Annotated in this window: 16 protein-coding genes; 7 read left to right on the top strand and 9 right to left on the bottom strand. The window is 43.4% G+C overall.

The annotated features are described in order from the left end of the window. Nucleotides 1–133 precede the first annotated feature (133 nt). On the top strand, nt 134–1,345 hold the full coding sequence (locus tag ACTL4S_RS10575) for a YbfB/YjiJ family MFS transporter (protein WP_441299318.1): 1,212 nt from the start codon (nt 134–136) through the stop codon (nt 1,343–1,345). Here the strand turns inward: ACTL4S_RS10575 and ACTL4S_RS10570 are convergent. From ACTL4S_RS10570 to icd, 3 genes are all read right to left on the bottom strand, one after another. Beyond that, nucleotides 1,324–1,881, bottom strand: a complete 558-nt coding sequence (locus tag ACTL4S_RS10570; protein WP_441299317.1) for a M23 family metallopeptidase — start codon at nt 1,879–1,881, stop codon at nt 1,324–1,326. The two genes, ACTL4S_RS10575 and ACTL4S_RS10570, sit on opposite strands and share 22 nt — an antisense overlap. Nucleotides 1,882–2,024: 143 nt before the next feature. Continuing rightward, entirely contained in the window at nt 2,025–2,156 is a 132-nt protein-coding gene (locus ACTL4S_RS10565) for a hypothetical protein (RefSeq protein ID WP_004645538.1), read from the bottom strand. Between the two features lie 301 nt (nt 2,157–2,457). Beyond that, nucleotides 2,458–3,714, bottom strand: a complete 1,257-nt coding sequence (gene icd, locus ACTL4S_RS10560; protein ID WP_441299316.1) for an NADP-dependent isocitrate dehydrogenase — start codon at nt 3,712–3,714, stop codon at nt 2,458–2,460. Nucleotides 3,715–3,908: 194 nt separating this feature from the next. Here icd and ACTL4S_RS10555 point away from each other — a divergent pair, with 194 nt between their 5' ends. Then, the gene (locus ACTL4S_RS10555) at nt 3,909–4,697 is read left to right on the top strand and encodes an rRNA large subunit pseudouridine synthase E (protein WP_004731551.1); all 789 of its coding nucleotides are present in this window, start codon (nt 3,909–3,911) and stop codon (nt 4,695–4,697) included. Between the two features lie 8 nt (nt 4,698–4,705). Here the strand turns inward: ACTL4S_RS10555 and ACTL4S_RS10550 are convergent, their stop codons facing one another. Continuing rightward, nucleotides 4,706–6,079, bottom strand: a complete 1,374-nt coding sequence (locus tag ACTL4S_RS10550; RefSeq protein ID WP_441299315.1) for a heavy metal sensor histidine kinase — start codon at nt 6,077–6,079, stop codon at nt 4,706–4,708. Continuing rightward, nucleotides 6,076–6,747 carry a heavy metal response regulator transcription factor gene (locus ACTL4S_RS10545; RefSeq protein ID WP_114541880.1) on the bottom strand — a complete coding sequence of 224 codons (672 nt, stop codon included), beginning with the start codon at nt 6,745–6,747 and terminating at the stop codon, nt 6,076–6,078. Before ACTL4S_RS10545 ends, ACTL4S_RS10550 begins: the two co-directional genes overlap by 4 nt. Nucleotides 6,748–6,867: 120 nt before the next feature. Between ACTL4S_RS10545 and ACTL4S_RS10540 the strand changes: the two genes are divergently transcribed. Both ACTL4S_RS10540 and uraH read left to right on the top strand, forming a co-directional pair. Beyond that, nucleotides 6,868–7,365, top strand: coding sequence for a GlcG/HbpS family heme-binding protein (locus tag ACTL4S_RS10540; protein ID WP_441299314.1), 498 nt, complete (start codon nt 6,868–6,870; stop codon nt 7,363–7,365). Between the two features lie 70 nt (nt 7,366–7,435). Continuing rightward, nucleotides 7,436–7,834, top strand: coding sequence for a hydroxyisourate hydrolase (gene uraH, locus ACTL4S_RS10535; protein WP_064096644.1), 399 nt, complete (start codon nt 7,436–7,438; stop codon nt 7,832–7,834). A 380-nt stretch (nt 7,835–8,214) separates the two neighbouring features. On the opposite strand, the gene ACTL4S_RS10530 is transcribed toward uraH, so the two are convergent. Continuing rightward, a complete protein-coding gene (locus ACTL4S_RS10530; protein ID WP_441299313.1) occupies nt 8,215–9,918 on the bottom strand; it encodes a M61 family metallopeptidase in 1,704 nt (567 codons plus the stop codon). A 175-nt stretch (nt 9,919–10,093) separates the two neighbouring features. On the opposite strand from ACTL4S_RS10530, the gene ACTL4S_RS10525 reads away from it, so the two are divergent. From ACTL4S_RS10525 to slyD, 3 genes are all read left to right on the top strand, one after another. After that, nucleotides 10,094–11,407 carry a D-alanyl-D-alanine carboxypeptidase PBP6B gene (locus tag ACTL4S_RS10525; RefSeq protein WP_441299312.1) on the top strand — a complete coding sequence of 438 codons (1,314 nt, stop codon included), beginning with the start codon at nt 10,094–10,096 and terminating at the stop codon, nt 11,405–11,407. Between the two features lie 250 nt (nt 11,408–11,657). Continuing rightward, entirely contained in the window at nt 11,658–12,944 is a 1,287-nt protein-coding gene (locus tag ACTL4S_RS10520; protein WP_004645547.1) for an NAD(P)/FAD-dependent oxidoreductase, read from the top strand. Nucleotides 12,945–13,080: 136 nt separating this feature from the next. After that, nucleotides 13,081–13,563, top strand: coding sequence for a peptidylprolyl isomerase (gene slyD, locus ACTL4S_RS10515; protein WP_004278960.1), 483 nt, complete (start codon nt 13,081–13,083; stop codon nt 13,561–13,563). 166 nt (nt 13,564–13,729) lie between these two features. On the opposite strand, the gene ACTL4S_RS10510 is transcribed toward slyD, so the two are convergent. The 3 genes from ACTL4S_RS10510 to ACTL4S_RS10500 form a co-directional block, all read right to left on the bottom strand. Further along, the gene (locus ACTL4S_RS10510) at nt 13,730–14,503 is read right to left on the bottom strand and encodes a M48 family metallopeptidase (RefSeq protein ID WP_004278961.1); all 774 of its coding nucleotides are present in this window, start codon (nt 14,501–14,503) and stop codon (nt 13,730–13,732) included. 112 nt (nt 14,504–14,615) lie between these two features. Next, complete coding sequence (locus tag ACTL4S_RS10505) at nt 14,616–14,924, bottom strand: hypothetical protein (protein WP_044113013.1); 309 nt, start codon at nt 14,922–14,924, stop codon at nt 14,616–14,618. 160 nt (nt 14,925–15,084) lie between these two features. Beyond that, on the bottom strand, nt 15,085–16,404 hold the full coding sequence (locus tag ACTL4S_RS10500; protein ID WP_004278963.1) for an adenylosuccinate synthase: 1,320 nt from the start codon (nt 16,402–16,404) through the stop codon (nt 15,085–15,087). Nucleotides 16,405–16,425: the final 21 nt, after the last annotated feature.

The following is a 16,425-nucleotide window of genomic DNA, read 5'->3' as shown; positions in this document are numbered from 1 at the left end:
TGAAATTTTAAAAATCATACCGGTTTCTTTGAGCAAATTTCTGCACTCAATGGTTTCTTCTCCGACAATTTCCCCTAAATCATGAAGATTCATGTTATTTTTTGACCAAATATAAAATTCTATGAGTACACGGATGTCCTCAAACACAATGAAGCTCAGCCTTTTTCTCTGCCTTAGTATGTGCTTGGGCATTGGCATCCTTCGCTTTTCTTATACCGCACTGTTACCTGGCACACGCGAAGCCTTTGGCTGGAGTACAGATTTTGCCAGCCTTTTGGGCAGTGCCAATTTGCTGGGTTATTTAATCGGTGCATTTACCGCGATGCGCTTGCCTCAAGACCGCAGTATGAGCACTTATATTCAAATTTCAGCCTTTGCCGGTATGTTCAGCCTGATGTGCTGTGCATTTTCTGGTTTCTCTGAAGCGTGGTATATCGCTTGGCGGGTTATTTCCGGGATCAGCGGTGGACTGATGATGATCTTATCGCCGAGTGTGGTTGCACAGTGCTGTGAACTTCAAGACCGTCTTAAAATCAACTTTATTGGTTTTAGCGGAATTGGACTAGGCGTTTTAATTGCGACCCTGTTTCTGCCTTATCTGGATCAAATTTCCATACAGACGGCCTGGCTAATCTTATGTGGTTTTGCTTTGCTTATCTGTATCGTTTTAAGTTTACTGATTCAGAAATTTAAGCCGTATTTGTCCGCACAAGCCCCTTCGGTTATCTCTACTCTATCTTTGAATAGCGTCTTTTATAGTTTACTTACAGTTTATGCTTGTAGTGCTTTCGCCTATATACCCCATTCACTCTTCTGGATTGATTATTTAAGCCAGCAGTTGGGATTGAGCTTGTTCTGGATTAATTTCAACTGGATTCTGTATGGACTCGGCAGTGCCCTGGGTGCCTTGAGTGCTTATGCACTGGCCAGGAAATGGGGTAATTTTGTTGCACTGAAAATTCTTTATAGCCTTTATATTATGGCTATTTTTATTGCGACTCTAGATGCCAGTCCATTGCTCACTTTTAACTCTTCCTTTTTCACTGGGATGCTAAATCCGGCTGTGGTCTTCCTGACCTCCTATACCATTTTACAACTGTATGGACTGGCTTATAAAAAGCTCTGGAGTATTGCTACCTTGTGTTTTGCCTCGATTCAGCTGATCGGTGGACTCAGCTTTAGTGCGCTGCAATATTTTGGATTGAGCTATCATCAACAGTTCATACTGGCCACATTGGTTCTTTTATTAGGAACATTGCAATTGTTCTGGTACACACGTCCTGTCAGACTCAAATCTGAACAACAAACTCCGCCAATTTCTGCTCATGGAGAAGGAACTAAATAAGGATAAGGATTGGTTGCTCCTTGCCCACCTAAATAAATGCCATAATGTAAGTGCGGCGGGGTATTTTTGGCATTACCTGTATTACCCACATAAGCGATGACTTCACCTGCTTCCACCCAGTCGCCTTCCTGAATATGCTCTGCATAACCATCCAGATGTGCATAATAATGCTGGCTCATACTGGGACCTGTCACCCAGATAATTTTTCCACCCAGATTATTGGTGCCAATCCTACGCACAATCCCTTGGGTCGCGCTAAATACTGGCGTACCACGTTTGGCAAAAATATCCGTCCCTTCGTGTTTACGACCTGCACTACGCGCTGCTCCCCAAGTATCATTAATTTGGCCAACTCTGACGCCTTCAACCGGAATCTGTAGCGGAGCTTCTAACTTGGTTCTCTGTAATTGCCAATATAGATAAGGGCTTTTCCAACCTGCTGCTTCACCTGAAGGCGGTGGCTGACAGGCAGTTAGTAAAAAACCTATAGATAACAGTAAACTTATAATCCGAAGAAATTTCACCAATATTCGCATTAAATTAAATAGATGACTTTTATCTTAATCACAACCGCCTAATTTAAAGTCACAATCCTGTTATTTTTAGTGATGATTTTATATTAGCCTTCAAATAACAAAACCCTCAAATGAGGGTTTTGTTATTTCAGGTGGATAGGAGATTATCTACGTTTTTTAGCACGAGATGGTTTCGATGGTTGTTGCTGTTGTTGCTGTTGCTGCTCTTCATTCTGAGCATTGTCCTGCTTGTCTTTTTGTTGGACCTGCTTATGTCTCGCTTTAGCTTTAGCCATGATTTACTCCTTTGGAGAAACGTCTCTATATCACTGGAAGTTCCATTCATCACTCTAACGTTTATACAAAATAAGCCAATCGCTGAGCTGTTTCCAAATACGTCAATGTAATACAGTGTTTACTAAGTTATTCAGCTTAGAACGAATCATTTCTAGGCTCATTACACTTCTTACATGATCTTGCAGCCTGATACTTATTTTAACGTTTAACCTTAAACCGTTCAGCCTTTGCTTCCCAATAAAGTGATAAAAAAACCCGCCGTAATTGCGGGTTTTTTTATTCATAAATTGCATCGCAATTTCAGGCATCCATATTAGCAATGATCGCTTCACCAAACTCGGAACAACGCAGCAAGGTGGCCCCTGGCATTAAGCGCTCAAAATCGTAGGTCACCGTTTTTGCCGCAATCGCACCCGAAATCCCCTTGATGATCAGGTCGGCAGCTTCTATCCAGCCCATATCACGCAGCATCATTTCTGCTGACAGAATAATCGAACCTGGATTCACTTTATCCTGCCCGGCATATTTAGGCGCTGTACCGTGGGTTGCTTCATAAACTGCAATCGAACCGCCAATATTGGCACCTGGTGCAATTCCGATCCCACCGACTTCCGCAGCCAGCGCATCAGAAATATAGTCACCATTTAAGTTGAGTGTAGCAATCACAGAATATTCTGCTGGACGCATCAGGATTTGCTGCAAGAAGGCATCTGCAATGACATCTTTAATAATAATATTTTTACCCGTTCTTGGATTTTTGATTTTAACCCACGGGCCACCATCTAAAAGTTCACCGCCGAAACGTTCCAATGCGACCTCATAGCCCCACTCTTTAAACGCCCCTTCGGTATATTTCATGATATTGCCTTTGTGTACCAAAGTCACACTAGGCTTGTCATTTTCGATGGCGAACTGAATCGCTTTACGCACCAGACGCTGGCTACCTTCTTTGGAGACAGGTTTGATTCCGATTCCACAATTGTCTTCAAAGCGGATATTGGTTACACCCATTTCTTCTTTCAGAAACTTGATAACTTTTTTCGCTTCCGGAGAATCTGCTTTCCATTCAATACCGGCATAAATATCTTCTGAATTCTCACGGAAAATCACCATGTCGGTCAGTTCCGGATTATGTACTGGCGAAGGTACCCCTTCAAACCAGCGCACCGGACGTACACAGACATATAAATCCAGTTCCTGACGTAAAGCCACATTCAAGGAACGAATACCACCACCGACTGGCGTGGTCAGTGGACCTTTAATCGATATCACATAATCGCGCAGTGCTTCGAGAGTTTCTTCAGGCATATAGGTGCCGTAAATTTTGTCAGCTTTTTCACCGCAGTAGACTTCCATCCATTCGATGGAACGCTTCCCGGCGTATGCTTTTTGCACAGCAGCATCTACCACAGTTCGCATTGTTGGTGTAATATCTGCACCAATTCCATCCCCTTCGATAAATGGGATAATTGGATTATTTGGTACGTTGAGTGACAGGTCTGCATTAACGGTAATTTTGGTACCATCCACAGGTACTACGATTTTTTGATATCCCATTATTAGTATTCTCCCGGATGCCGCTGACAAATCTAAAATAATTGCCAATTAGGCAATACTTTCAACTGTTCTTAACGCATAATATTCTAATCCAGATTTGTTGTTTTTGAGATTTATACGGGAAATAACTAAATTTCCCTTTTAAATAAACCTCTACATTTTTTAAATTAATGTAATTATAGAAGTTATTTCCTATGAAAATCGTCATTCTAAACAAACCTTATGACGTCCTCTCCCAATTCCGTGCGGATGAAAAGCACCCAACCATGGCTGATTTTGTCAACGACAAAGATTTACGTCTTGCTGGCCGTTTGGACATGGACTCAGAAGGTCTGGTTTTCCTCACCGATCACGGTGGTCTCAACCAATATATCACCAATCCTGCCAATAAAAAGTTTAAAACTTATATGGTGCAAGTTGAAGGTGATGTGACCGAAGAAGCACTAGAACAGCTTCGTAAAGGCGTTGAACTGAAAGATGGCATGACGCTTCCTGCACGTGCTGAAAAAGTATCTGAACCTGAATGGTTATGGGAGCGTAATCCTCCTGTACGTTTCCGTGCCTCTGTTCCAACGTCTTGGGTTGAGATTTCGATCTGTGAAGGTCGTAACCGTCAGGTTCGTCGTATGACATCTGCTGTCGGCTTCCCTACACTGCGTTTGATCCGTACCAAAATTGGTGAGATTGATTTGGTTCGTATGGGATTGCAACCGGGCGAAACCAGAGAAATTGAACCCTTACTTTATCCAGACTTTCAGAATGTTCCTGCGGAAGAACCATACCGTTCACGCTCTTATGTTAAAAAGCCGGGTGGTACGGGTGGTAAGCCAATGGTTCGTAAAAATAAAGATGGTTCTGTGAAAAAGTCTGGCACCAAACGTATCTGGCAAATGGATGAAAGTGAAAAGCCGCGTCGTAAGACCAATGGCACAACTCGTCCAAATACCAAAGCACCACGTGGTCGTGGCCGGGGTCGTGGTTAAAGCTCAGCCTATTCATCAGGTAGTGACAGGCTAAATACCACGCCAGACGGCGTATTTTCTACAGTTGCTCCCCCCTGATGGAGCTGCATAATCGACTGCACAATGGCAAGGCCCAGACCACCCGTCTGGGCTTTTTCATGTCGGCTGTCATCTATCTGATAAAAACGCTCAAATAAATGCGGATGATGCTCATCTGCAATCCATACCTCTGGCGTCAGCACCGATATTTTAATGCTATGGTTCAGTCGCTGTGCCGACACACTAATCTCACTCCCCGGCTGACCATAAGTAATGGCATTGCTGATCAGATTGGCAACTGCGCGCTGTAATAATGCGGTGCTGGCAGTCAGACTTAAATCTGATGGAACATTAATTTTTAAATGCATCTGCTTTTCTTCAGCCAGAAAACTGAAGTACTCAAGTAATTCTTGCAGCATCTCATTCAGATTGAAATGCTGTTTTTCAACCGTAAATCCACCATGCTCTACCCGCGCGATAAACAGCATGCTTTCAATCATCTGGCTTAGACGTTCATATTCTTCTAGGTTGGAATAGAGCAGATTTTCCAGTTCAGCAGGCTCGCGCGGCCGCGATAACAGAATCTGTGTCTGCCCGATTAGATTGTTTAATGGCGTGCGAAGTTCGTGCGAAATGTCCTCAGAAAAACGTGCCAACTGCTGATATGCAGACTGAATATTACCGAGCATATCGTTCATGGCCTGACTCAGCTCTTGCACCTCAAGCGTATTACTCTGAACATCAATGTGCTGATTGGGCTGCTGAATATTGACCTGTGCTGTCGCCAGCATCAGCTGACGCATTGACTTGAGAATATAGCGTCCAGCCAGCCAGGCCATAAAGGTCGAGAGCAATATACCAAGCAGACTATAGAGCACCAGTTTTGATAAATAGGTTGCCAGTGCCCTTTGTCCTTCTGCCAACTGTTTACCCGCTACCAGCTGGTAGCTGCGACCATCAAACTGCACCTGTTTAAAAGCCAGACGTGTTGAAGGATGTTCAGCCTGATTATTCTGAAACTGTAATTTGGAAGAATAATGCAATGCCGGAATATGAACCTGCAAAGGATTGATTTCGATCAGACGACTATTCTGATGCTGCAGCAGCAGTAAATTATCTTCCTGTCCCAGCATATTTTCATATAATTTGGGATGCTGGACCAGAAGTTTGAAACTCTGGGCATCTTCAAGAAAAATCTCAATCCGGGAAATACGCGCAGCCAGCGCCTGATCCTGCTGGGTCTGAATCATCTGTTGCATATTTTGATAAGACAGCAACGCCACACTCAGAAACACCACGCAAGACACCAGTGCAAATGCAATACTCAATCGTGTTGCCAACGGCAATAACACAGGGTTATTCATGGATATTCATCTAGCTTATAACCCATGCCACGTACGGTATGGATCAGTTTTGGCGTGTAATGATCATCAATTTTGCTACGCAGCCTGCGAATAGCCACATCGACCACATTAGTATCAGTATTAAAATTGATATTCCAGACCATTGACGCAATCTGGCTCCGGGTCATCACCTGTCCCTGATGTTCCATTAACAATTGCAACAGCGCAAATTCTTTCTGGCTCAAGTCGATCTTTTGCCCATTACGGTAAACCTCATGCTTTAAGCGGTTCAATACCAGATCTGAAACCTGATAGGCCTCCTGCTCCAGACGCGGCACACGGCGCAACAGACTTTTAATTCGGGCCAGTAATTCAATATAGGAAAAAGGCTTGGTCAGATAATCATCAGCACCAAGCTCCAGTCCTTTCACCCGATCTAGCACATGATCACGTGCAGTGAGCATTAATACTGGAATCTGGCTAAAAGTTCGCAGGGTATGTAATACCTGCCAGCCGTCCAGGTCCGGCAGCATCACATCAAGCAGCACCAGATCAAAAGACTGTTGCTGCAAACACGATAATGCTCGCACGCCATTTTCTGCGATGGTCGTACTATAACCTGACTCATTCAGTCCTTTTGCCAGATATTCAGCAATCTTGACTTCATCTTCTACAATTAAAATATGCATGTCAGTAGTTTAGCTGTTTTTAGCTAGTTCTAGATTACAAATTGGTAATCTGATTGTCATGCTGTACTGGCGGATTTTTTTCTAAGATAGCCCCAGTAGCCAATTGCATGAAAGATAACCATGAAAATTTCAATCGCCAACACAAGCATGGCCTTGCTCAGCAGCGTATTACTACTCAGCTCACTGGCGCATGCAGAATTTAAAACGGCGCCAGTCATGTCGCTAGAAGTGGCAAAGCTCATGGCCAGCAACGTCATGCTTGCTTGCCAGAAACAGGCCAAGCCGGCGGCAGTCGTTATTCTGGATCAAGGTGGCAACCTGCTGGCCAGCCAGCGCCATGAATCTGTCGGCATTCACAACCTGATTGCAGCGGAACGGAAAGCTTTCACCGCGTATTCAACTAAAACCAGCACACTGGATTTTATGCGCAATGCCCAGAAAAATCCGGATGCACAGAATCTGAATAGCTTGCCTGAATTGCTATTACTGGGTGGTGGTGTCTCTGTCATTTACCAAAACCAGATTGTAGGCGCAGTAGGCGTCGCAGGTGCGGGCGGTTCAGTACAGGATCATCAATGTGCCAATAGCGGCATTCAAACCACCTTAAAGCAGCTTTGATATCTTTTAATTAGTAATTTTTTATTCCTTTGATTAAACATTATTCCGTCATTCCAACGAGGAACACAACATGAAAAAAATCTTAATCGCGACTCTTGCCACTACTGCAGCAACTCTTTCTTTTGCCCAGAACCCGCTGAGTGTACACGTGCTGAATCTGGAAAATGGCTTGCCTTCTCCAAATGTAGAAGTGACGCTGGAAACACAGAAAAATGGCAAATGGGTACAGCTTTCACAAGCAAGGACTAATCCTCAGGGTCGTATCACAGCACTATACCCAGAGAATAAAACCTTTGATAAAGGAACCTACAAAGTGACTTTTAAAACCGGTGACTGGTTTAAAACCCAAAAGCAAAACAGCTTTTTCCCAGAAGTACCGGTGATTTTTGAAGTAGATGGCTCAGTCAATCACTATCATATCCCGCTGCTATTAAGCCCCTATGGTTATTCAACCTATCGCGGCAACTAAGCTCTCCCACTTAAGGCCCACCCTCTTTGGGCCTTCTTTTTTTTCTTGTTATTCTTTTATTGAAATGCCATTTACGATTCATATTTAATGAGCTAAAAAATAAAATGTATTCAAAAAAGGAGCTTTACATTGGATCAGCAAGCTAACCAGATGTTTAATCAGGACCAAGAGGTCTTTGCGATACATTGACTGCTATAGCAAAACGCAAAGCCAATAATGGTCGTACTAGCATTTTATGAATTCAAATGAGGAATCAGCATCATTAAATCGCAGCTAAATTCAATGGAACTTCCTGACCGCTCATCAAATAAATATCATGTTGATATTTAGTCAATAAAAAAACCGATGCCTAAGCATCGGTTTTAAAGTTTGAAATTGAATTAAGCTTTAAGCCACTTTTCAGCTTTGGCCTGATCTTCAACTTTCAATTCAACTTCGGTCAGTTCAGAACCCGCAGCTTGAACCTCGAAGGTCATCAACTCATCACGACGGAATGCATACACTGTAAAAGTACCTTGCTGTTTTGCATAGCTTTCAACAAGCTTAGTCGTTGCCTTTAAACCATCAATTGCAATAATGACATCATTGGCAGAAAGGCCAGCGAGCACAGCAGCACCCTCACGACGCGCAGATTGAACCAGCACACCTTCCGGCTTATCTGCCAGTTTTAAACCGAATGGCAAAGACTTGTCATTTTTCAGGCTATAAGCCATACCAAACTCAGGGAAAAGCTGATCCAATGGTAATTCGTCTTTGGTATTGATCAAGTGATTGATCTGTTCTGACCAATCATCTCCTGTCAGTTCTTTACACAATTCAAAGATTGTCCGCTCATGCACCTGAACACCCTTCTGGGCATTTTCATACAAACGGCGCATCACGGCATCCAGACTTGAACCACGTAAATGCAGACCCAAATCCAGGCACAATGCAACTAAACAGCCTTTGTTATAATAGCTGGTACCCGCATTATTCGAGTTTTCATCCTGACGATAGAATTTCACCCAGGCATCAAAACTGGATTCAGAGACTGACTGAATCGCACGTCCCGGATTTTGCAAATAGCGGTCAATCTGTGCTTTTAACAAAGTAATATATGATTCCTGATTAATCACGCCGCTGCGTAGCAAGATCAAATCATCGTAATAAGAGGTGAAACCTTCAAAGATCCACAACAAAGAAGTATAGCCTTCTCTGTTTAAATCATAATTGACGAAGTTTTCAGGGCGAATGAATTTCACCAACCATGAATGGAAATATTCATGGCTACATAAGCCCAGGAAACGCTGATAATCTTTAGATGGCTCTTCTGGCTCATTGGCTTTCGGCAAGTCATCACGCGGTGAAATCAGGCTGGTCGAGTTCGGATGCTCCAGACCGCCATAGCTATTACCGGTTGCCATAGTCATAAAGGTATAGTCTGTAAACGGCGCCGAACCAAACATTGAAATTTCTGTGGCACAGATTTTTTCAATGTCCTGCTGCATACGCGCCGCATTCATCGCGTGTTTGCCTGACACCACAAACTCATGCGGAATACCATTTGCTTCAAAACTGAAACGGGTTTGTTCTGCTAGCTCAAATGGCGCATCAATCAGTTCGGCATAGTTTTTAGCTTTCAGCGTGAAACGGCCTCTGACCAGACTTTTGGCTTTCATGCCGCTTGCCAGCTGAAAATGCTTTAATTCATCTGGCAGGAAGATTTCCAGTTCAATTTCTTTATTTTCCTGACCTTCTAGCCCTAAACATGCACAAGCGGGATTCACATAGAGACGATTTTGATCCACATATGCACCACGAACGGACAGATCATAGGCATACACATCATATTCCACCGTAATCAGCTCATGATCAGTATTGAATAAACGCCATTTGTTCTTTTCAAATTTCTGGATCTGTAACTGGCGCCCATCTTCATCATAGGCTTTAACTGCTTCAATGTGCTTGGAAAATTCCCGGATCAGATAACTTCCCGGAATCCAGGTCGGCAATGACAAGACTTGGGTCGGATCAGCAAGAAAGCGAACAGTCACGTGAATAAGATGCTGACGATAATCGTCAAATTCAATTTGATAATGCAACATAATGAACGATATAAAATTAAAATAAATGAGATATAGCTTAGCTTAGCATTTTTTAAGCCAGTATGGTTTAGCTGTCTTATTTGTCTACATTTACGACTAGCTATCTGTATAAAAAAGGCATAGCATGCGTGAAAATTAAATCGTTCAACACCCAGCGGGTTATCAAGGAACACCATTGAAATACATCATCTCACTGATTGCGGTTTTCAGTTTATTTATTTCTGCATTTTCACATGCTGCCCTACTCAATATTGTGCCTGAAAGCGTTGAAGCTGAAGCCTGGACCATTCTGGATTCACAGTCTGGTCAAGTCATTGCAGAGCACAATGCCGACGTTCAGCGTGCTCCGGCTTCGCTGACCAAAATGATGGTGGCTTATATTGCCTTAAAGGAAATTGAGGCCGGAAAATTAAATAAAAATGAAGTTTTAACCGCGACCTCTGTGGTGAAAACTGTGATGTGGGATGAGTCACAAATGTACCTGAAAGAAGGTGATCAGATTTCAGTCGATCAGCTTCTGGCGGGCTTAATTATCATGTCTGCTAATGATGCCGCAGTCACGCTGGCTGAGAAAATTTCGGGTGGTATTCCGCAGTTTGTTGAACGTATGAATCAGGAAGCCAAAGCGCTGGGCATGCAGCATACCAATTTCCAGAATCCGGCCGGCATTACCATGCCTGAGCATTATTCGACTGCCGCCGATTTGGCCAGACTGTCTATGGCGGTGGTGAATGAAACTCCGGATTATCTGTATTATTCAAAGCAGCCAAGCTTTACCTACAATCAGCATTTTCATCGTGCGACCAACCGTGTGCTTCAGGTCGATCCTACAGTAGATGGTTTAAAAACCGGTTTTACCCGTGCAGCGGGCTATAATCTGGCGCTGACAGCCAATCGCGTCACCGCAGATTTTGAAATGCCAAATCGCCGTCTGATTGTGGTGGTGCTGGGTACTAAAAGTGCAGCAAAACGCGCTGAAGTATCACATAAGCTGATGAATCTGGCTTATACCTATACCCGCAATGAGGTAGCGATCAAAGATCAACAGCTACTGGCTGAATTGCCTGTGATCAAATCCACCTTAAAAATGTTTAAGGTACAAACCAAACAACCGCAGATCATTACCACTTCTTTATATGATCAGGGCTACAGTATTGACCTGAATCAGTTTGACCAGGCGCATCAGCGTGTCATGCTGAATACTGGTGATGGCGTTTTAAAAAGTATCGAGCCACTTCAGGAAACTCAGACTCATATCAATGTTGAAGTGAAGGCTTCTGAACTTATTGCGCCTTTGGCCACCATGATGCCTTTGGCCACCATTCAGGTTTATCAGAATAATCAGTTGATTCGCACCATTCAAATTGAAGATCATGTCGAAATTGAAGAAGCCAACCTGTTTCAGAAATTCTTTAGCTGGCTACAAGGCTTATTCGGTTTGTTTTCAGAAAATACGCCAAGCGTAAAACTTTATCCTCTGGATAGATAATAGCGCTACATCTCAAGTAGTTTCCCTTTAAGCTAGAAGATCTCCTCTCTGATCTTCTAGCAGATTTCTCCTATCAATCTTGCTCTCCCATTGCTTCCCTAAAGCAGCGACACTTACCTGCTCTCACAGAATTGCTACGTTTTGTAATTTGTATAACAATTTTAATCAAGACGCGTTTTAGCGCATGCCATAGTATATTTTCTCTCTATTTCTCTTATTTTTATTAAAAAAATAAACAGGTTAATCATATATGACAGCACATAAAATCGTGATTGTGGGTGGTGGTGCCGGTGGTCTGGAACTGGCGACTCAGCTGGGTGAGAGCTTGGGTAAAAGCGGTAAAGCGCAGATTGTTCTGGTCGATCAAAAACTGACGCACATCTGGAAACCGCTGCTGCATGAAGTGGCCGCAGGCACCTTAAATCCACATGAAGAAGAAACCAATTATTTTGCCCATTCAGCCGCACATCATTATGAATTTGTCTTGGGGACATTTACCGGTCTGGATCGTGAAGCGAAACAGATTGTGGTAGAAACAGAATATTTCTCCAAAAAAGCCCAAGCCAAGAAGAACCAGCGCATCGACTATGACACCCTGGTACTGGCCTTGGGTTCTACCTCGAATGACTTTAATACCGAAGGCGTCAAACAGTTCTGTCATTTTCTCGACAGCCGTCCACAAGCTGATATCTTTCAGCAGGATCTGTTGCATCTCTACTTGAATGCTCAACATGAAGCTTCGAGCCGTGAACTGAATATCGCGATTATTGGCGCCGGTGCGACTGGAGTAGAATTGGCTGCCGAGTTGGTGGAGGCCAAACACAATTTCTTTAAATATGGCTTAAACAAGGTCGATCCAAATAAAGTCAAAATTACCTTAATTGAAGCGGCGGATCGTATTTTGACTGCGCTCTCGCCGAAAGTTGCTGAACATACCATGCAACAGCTGGAAAAATTCGGTATTGAAGTCCTTACCAGTCATCGTGTGGCCAAGGTAGATGAAGACAAAATTTATTTTGCAGATGGCTCAAGTCTGGATGCCGAGATTAAAGTCTGGGCCGCAGGTATCAAAGCACCTGAAGTCTTGGCACAACTGCAAGATATGGAAAAGGACAATATTCACCGCTTGAAAGTCTTCTCCACCCTGCAAACCAAATCTGATCCAGACATTTTTGCTTTTGGTGATTGTGCTCACTGCCAGCCTGCTGCAGATGAACCGGTCTTGGGTCCACGCGCACAAGTGGCTAGCCAACAGGCCAATTTCCTGGCCAATGCCTTGAAAGCACGTGTCAATGAAGAAAGTTATTTACCGATGTTTAAATTTTCTGACAAAGGTTCACTGATTTCCTTAAGCCAGAATAAAGCCGTCGGCGAGTTGCTCGGTCAGGTCAATGTGCAAGGCTTTGTTGCCAAATCGATGTATGTTTCTTTATATCGAATTCATCAGGCGACCATTCATGGTTATGCGCATGCTGGCATTCTCACCGCAAAAGATTTTGTTACACGAAAAATTTCTCCAAAGCTGAAATTGCATTGAAATTCCAGAATTTGGCCCAATCAATGAAAAAATCGTCAACAAAATTGTCAAATTGCGTTTTTTTGCTAATTTTAGTCTACAAAAATGCAATTTCACTTTATGATGTACCCTTAAAAAATTGAATGGATCAATTAACATGACTGCTATTGCAAATAACCTCGTGGTTTCTTTCCACTACACATTGACTAACGCAGAGGGTGAAACTCTCGACCAATCTCAAGGTGAACCACTTGCCTATTTGCACGGTGCAGGTAACATCATCCCAGGTTTAGAAAATGCGTTAGAAGGCAAAACTGTAGGTGAAAAATTCACTGTAAACGTTCCTGCTGCTGAAGGTTATGGCGAATACAACCCTGACCTAGTTCAAGAAGTTCCTGCGCAAATGTTCCAAGGCGTAGACAACATTCAGGCAGGTATGCAGTTCCAAGCTCAAACTGATGACGGCGTGCAAATCGTAACTGTTAAAGCAGTTGAAGGCGACAATGTTGTTGTTGATGCTAACTTCCCACTTGCTGGTCAAGACCTGACTTTCGAAGTTGAAATCGTATCTGTTCGTGAAGCTTCTCAAGAAGAATTAGATCACGGCCACGTACACGGTGTAGGCGGTCACCAGCACTAAGATCTTCTGATCTTGAGTGAAAAAAGGCAAAGTCAGACTTTGCCTTTTTTATTGCCTGAAAATAGCCCGCAGAATATTAACCATCCAATTAGCTATAAAAAAAGCAGAGCCATTGCCCTGCCTTTTCAATCCGATCAAGATCTCCTTTCAGAGGATGATCACTGGATTATTTGTTTTGGTTATAAATCTGCATAGCTGCTGGTAACTGTTGACGCATTTGCCCAATACGCTGGCTATTCGATGGATGCGTAGAGAGGAAGGTTGCACCACTGCCGCCACCGAGTTTGTTCATTTTTTCCCACAAGGTAATGGCTGCATTTGGGTTATAACCTGCGCGCGCCATCAGCATTAAACCGCCTTGGTCAGCACGGCTTTCCAGATTACGCGAGTATGGCAAGCCAATCCCGATTTGACTACCCAATTGTGCGGCTGCAGCACCACCTTGACCCACACCTGCTGCATTTAAGCCAATACCCAAGGCCAGATCAGTCAGGGCCTGAGCACCGATTTTCTGCTTAGAATGCTCTTCTAAAGCATGCACCATTTCATGACCCATAATCGCTGCAATTTCAGCATCGGTCAGATTCAGTTTATTCACGATACCCGTATAGAATACAACCTTACCACCTGGCGCAACAAAGGCGTTAACCTGGTCAGATTTGAGCACAGCCAATTGCCACTGGAATGCCGTACCGGTTTGATTCATCTGGTTAGCAACCGGTTTCAAACGGTTAAATACATTATTAATCCGTTTATAGGTCGCTGAACTGGTATCCAGTTGACCTTTGTTCTTCGCATCATTGACCATGGCATTATAGCTTTGGCTCGCAGATGCATTTAAGGTCGCAGTATCTGCCCCTGCCATATCGGCAATGGTGGTACAACCTGATAATGTGACGACTGTAGCAGCCGCCATACTCAATAAAAGTTTATTCTTCATTATAATTTACTCCACCTTGGCTTAAGGGCAATTTACATTGTAAAAATTATAAGTGAAAGCGTTCAGCAGCTAAACGCTTAATTCATTCATCTTCTTATAAATTATGTAATTTTTAAGCCAAATACTGTATCGCCAACCAATAAATCAGACAAATAATATTGAGGCCTAAGTAAACCTGACTGAGCGGTTTGATTTTCTGTTCAAGCACTTCGTCTTTACGTTTGAAATATAAAAAAGCATTTTGCAATAAAATAATAGGCACTAATACACAGGCGATAATGACACTCAGACCAATCAGCGCCGCATAAATCACTTCGGGATTTTGGGTTTGCGCACGAATAATCATCATGGCAATTGTTGGCGCCCCGCCCATCGCGAATAACAATGAATAAAACATGGTCGCCGATATATTTTTTTGCATCCTGCAGCTCATTTTTCTTTCTTTATATACCGCTATGTTAAAGCACATCACGCTACATTACCGATGCAACTTTAGTCTTGAAATAGCTGCATAAATTCAGGATATAAAAAAACCCATCCGGAAATGGGTTTTTATCATTCAAGCTTTAATCAAATGAAGATTAAGCATCAAACGGGTGGCGAAGAACAATCGTTTCTTCACGGTCTGGACCTGTTGAAATGATGTCGATTGGACATTCAATCAATTGCTCAAGACGTTTTACATAGTTCAATGCAGCTTCTGGCAATTGATCCAGTGATTTCGCACCGAAAGTTGACTCAGACCAGCCTGGCATAGTTTCGTAAATCGGTTTTAAAGTTTCGAATGCAAGCGCATCAGAAGAACCGACACAACCAGAATCTGCAGCTTCATAACCCACACAGATTTTCACTTCTTCTAAACCGTCAAGAACGTCAAGTTTAGTCAGGCAAATACCAGAAAGTGAGTTTACGTCAACTGAACGGCGTAGGATTTCAGCATCGAACCAGCCACAACGACGTTGACGGCCAGTAGAGGCACCAAATTCATTACCAATCGTACCGAGGTGTTTACCAATCGCATCACCCGTGTCATTTGCAGCGTCATACACCAACTCAGTTGGGAATGGACCTGCACCTACACGCGTTGTGTACGCTTTAGTAATACCCAGTACATAGTCAAGGTGCAAAGGACCCAGACCTGAACCAGAGCTTACGCCACCAGCAGTGGTATTCGAAGAAGTCACATACGGATATGTACCGTGATCAACGTCAAGAAGTGAACCTTGCGCGCCTTCGAACATGATGTTGTCACCGTTTTTACGGTAGTTGTGCAATTCAGTAGTCACGTCCACAACCAGTGGCGCAACAACTTTACGCCATTCGTCGCAAAGTGCCAGCACGTCTTCCAGTTTAACTGCTTCAACACCGTAGTATTCAGTCAGCTGGAAGTTATGGTAGTCCAGAAGTTCAGTTAACTGAGCAGTCAGATGTTCACCACCACGTACCAGATCAGCAACACGTACTGCGCGACGCGCTACTTTGTCTTCGTATGCAGGACCGATACCACGACCTGTCGTACCAATCTTCGCATTACCACGTTTTTTCTCACGCGCCTGATCAAGTGCGATGTGGTTCGGAAGGATCAATGGACAGTTTGGAGAAATGCGTAAACGTTCTTTAACAGGAACGCCTTCTTTTTCAAGAATGTCCATCTCTTTGATGAGCGCTTCAGGAGAAAGAACAACACCGTTACCAATTAAGCACAATACGTTTTCACGTAAAATACCTGATGGAATGAGGTGTAAGACAGTTTTCTTACCACCAACCACAAGAGTGTGACCTGCGTTATGTCCGCCTTGATAACGAACTACCGCTGCCGCTTGATCTGTGAGCAGGTCGACGATTTTACCTTTACCTTCGTCGCCCCATTGGGTACCAAGTACCACAACATTCTTGCCCATAATAGCCTCATTACATCATGC

Origin of the sequence: Acinetobacter lwoffii (assembly GCF_052078135.1) — a bacterium.
GTDB classification, from domain to species: Bacteria; Pseudomonadota; Gammaproteobacteria; order Pseudomonadales; family Moraxellaceae; genus Acinetobacter; species Acinetobacter lwoffii_Z.
This window is presented reverse-complemented; position numbering and strand designations above follow the sequence as displayed.

Bases quoted from the DNA above. Each gene is read 5' to 3' on its own strand.
- ACTL4S_RS10575 (WP_441299318.1), top strand. From the start codon at position 134: ATGTCCTCAAACACAATGAAGCTCAGCCTTTTTCTCTGCCTTAGTATG.
- ACTL4S_RS10570 (WP_441299317.1), bottom strand. From the start codon at position 1,881: ATGCGAATATTGGTGAAATTTCTTCGGATTATAAGTTTACTGTTATCT.
- ACTL4S_RS10565 (WP_004645538.1), bottom strand. From the start codon at position 2,156: ATGGCTAAAGCTAAAGCGAGACATAAGCAGGTCCAACAAAAAGACAAG.
- icd (WP_441299316.1), bottom strand. From the start codon at position 3,714: ATGGGATATCAAAAAATCGTAGTACCTGTGGATGGTACCAAAATTACC.
- ACTL4S_RS10555 (WP_004731551.1), top strand. From the start codon at position 3,909: ATGAAAATCGTCATTCTAAACAAACCTTATGACGTCCTCTCCCAATTC.
- ACTL4S_RS10550 (WP_441299315.1), bottom strand. From the start codon at position 6,079: ATGAATAACCCTGTGTTATTGCCGTTGGCAACACGATTGAGTATTGCA.
- ACTL4S_RS10545 (WP_114541880.1), bottom strand. From the start codon at position 6,747: ATGCATATTTTAATTGTAGAAGATGAAGTCAAGATTGCTGAATATCTG.
- ACTL4S_RS10540 (WP_441299314.1), top strand. From the start codon at position 6,868: ATGAAAATTTCAATCGCCAACACAAGCATGGCCTTGCTCAGCAGCGTA.
- uraH (WP_064096644.1), top strand. From the start codon at position 7,436: ATGAAAAAAATCTTAATCGCGACTCTTGCCACTACTGCAGCAACTCTT.
- ACTL4S_RS10530 (WP_441299313.1), bottom strand. From the start codon at position 9,918: ATGTTGCATTATCAAATTGAATTTGACGATTATCGTCAGCATCTTATT.
- ACTL4S_RS10520 (WP_004645547.1), top strand. From the start codon at position 11,658: ATGACAGCACATAAAATCGTGATTGTGGGTGGTGGTGCCGGTGGTCTG.
- slyD (WP_004278960.1), top strand. From the start codon at position 13,081: ATGACTGCTATTGCAAATAACCTCGTGGTTTCTTTCCACTACACATTG.
- ACTL4S_RS10510 (WP_004278961.1), bottom strand. From the start codon at position 14,503: ATGAAGAATAAACTTTTATTGAGTATGGCGGCTGCTACAGTCGTCACA.
- ACTL4S_RS10505 (WP_044113013.1), bottom strand. From the start codon at position 14,924: ATGCAAAAAAATATATCGGCGACCATGTTTTATTCATTGTTATTCGCG.
- ACTL4S_RS10500 (WP_004278963.1), bottom strand. From the start codon at position 16,404: ATGGGCAAGAATGTTGTGGTACTTGGTACCCAATGGGGCGACGAAGGT.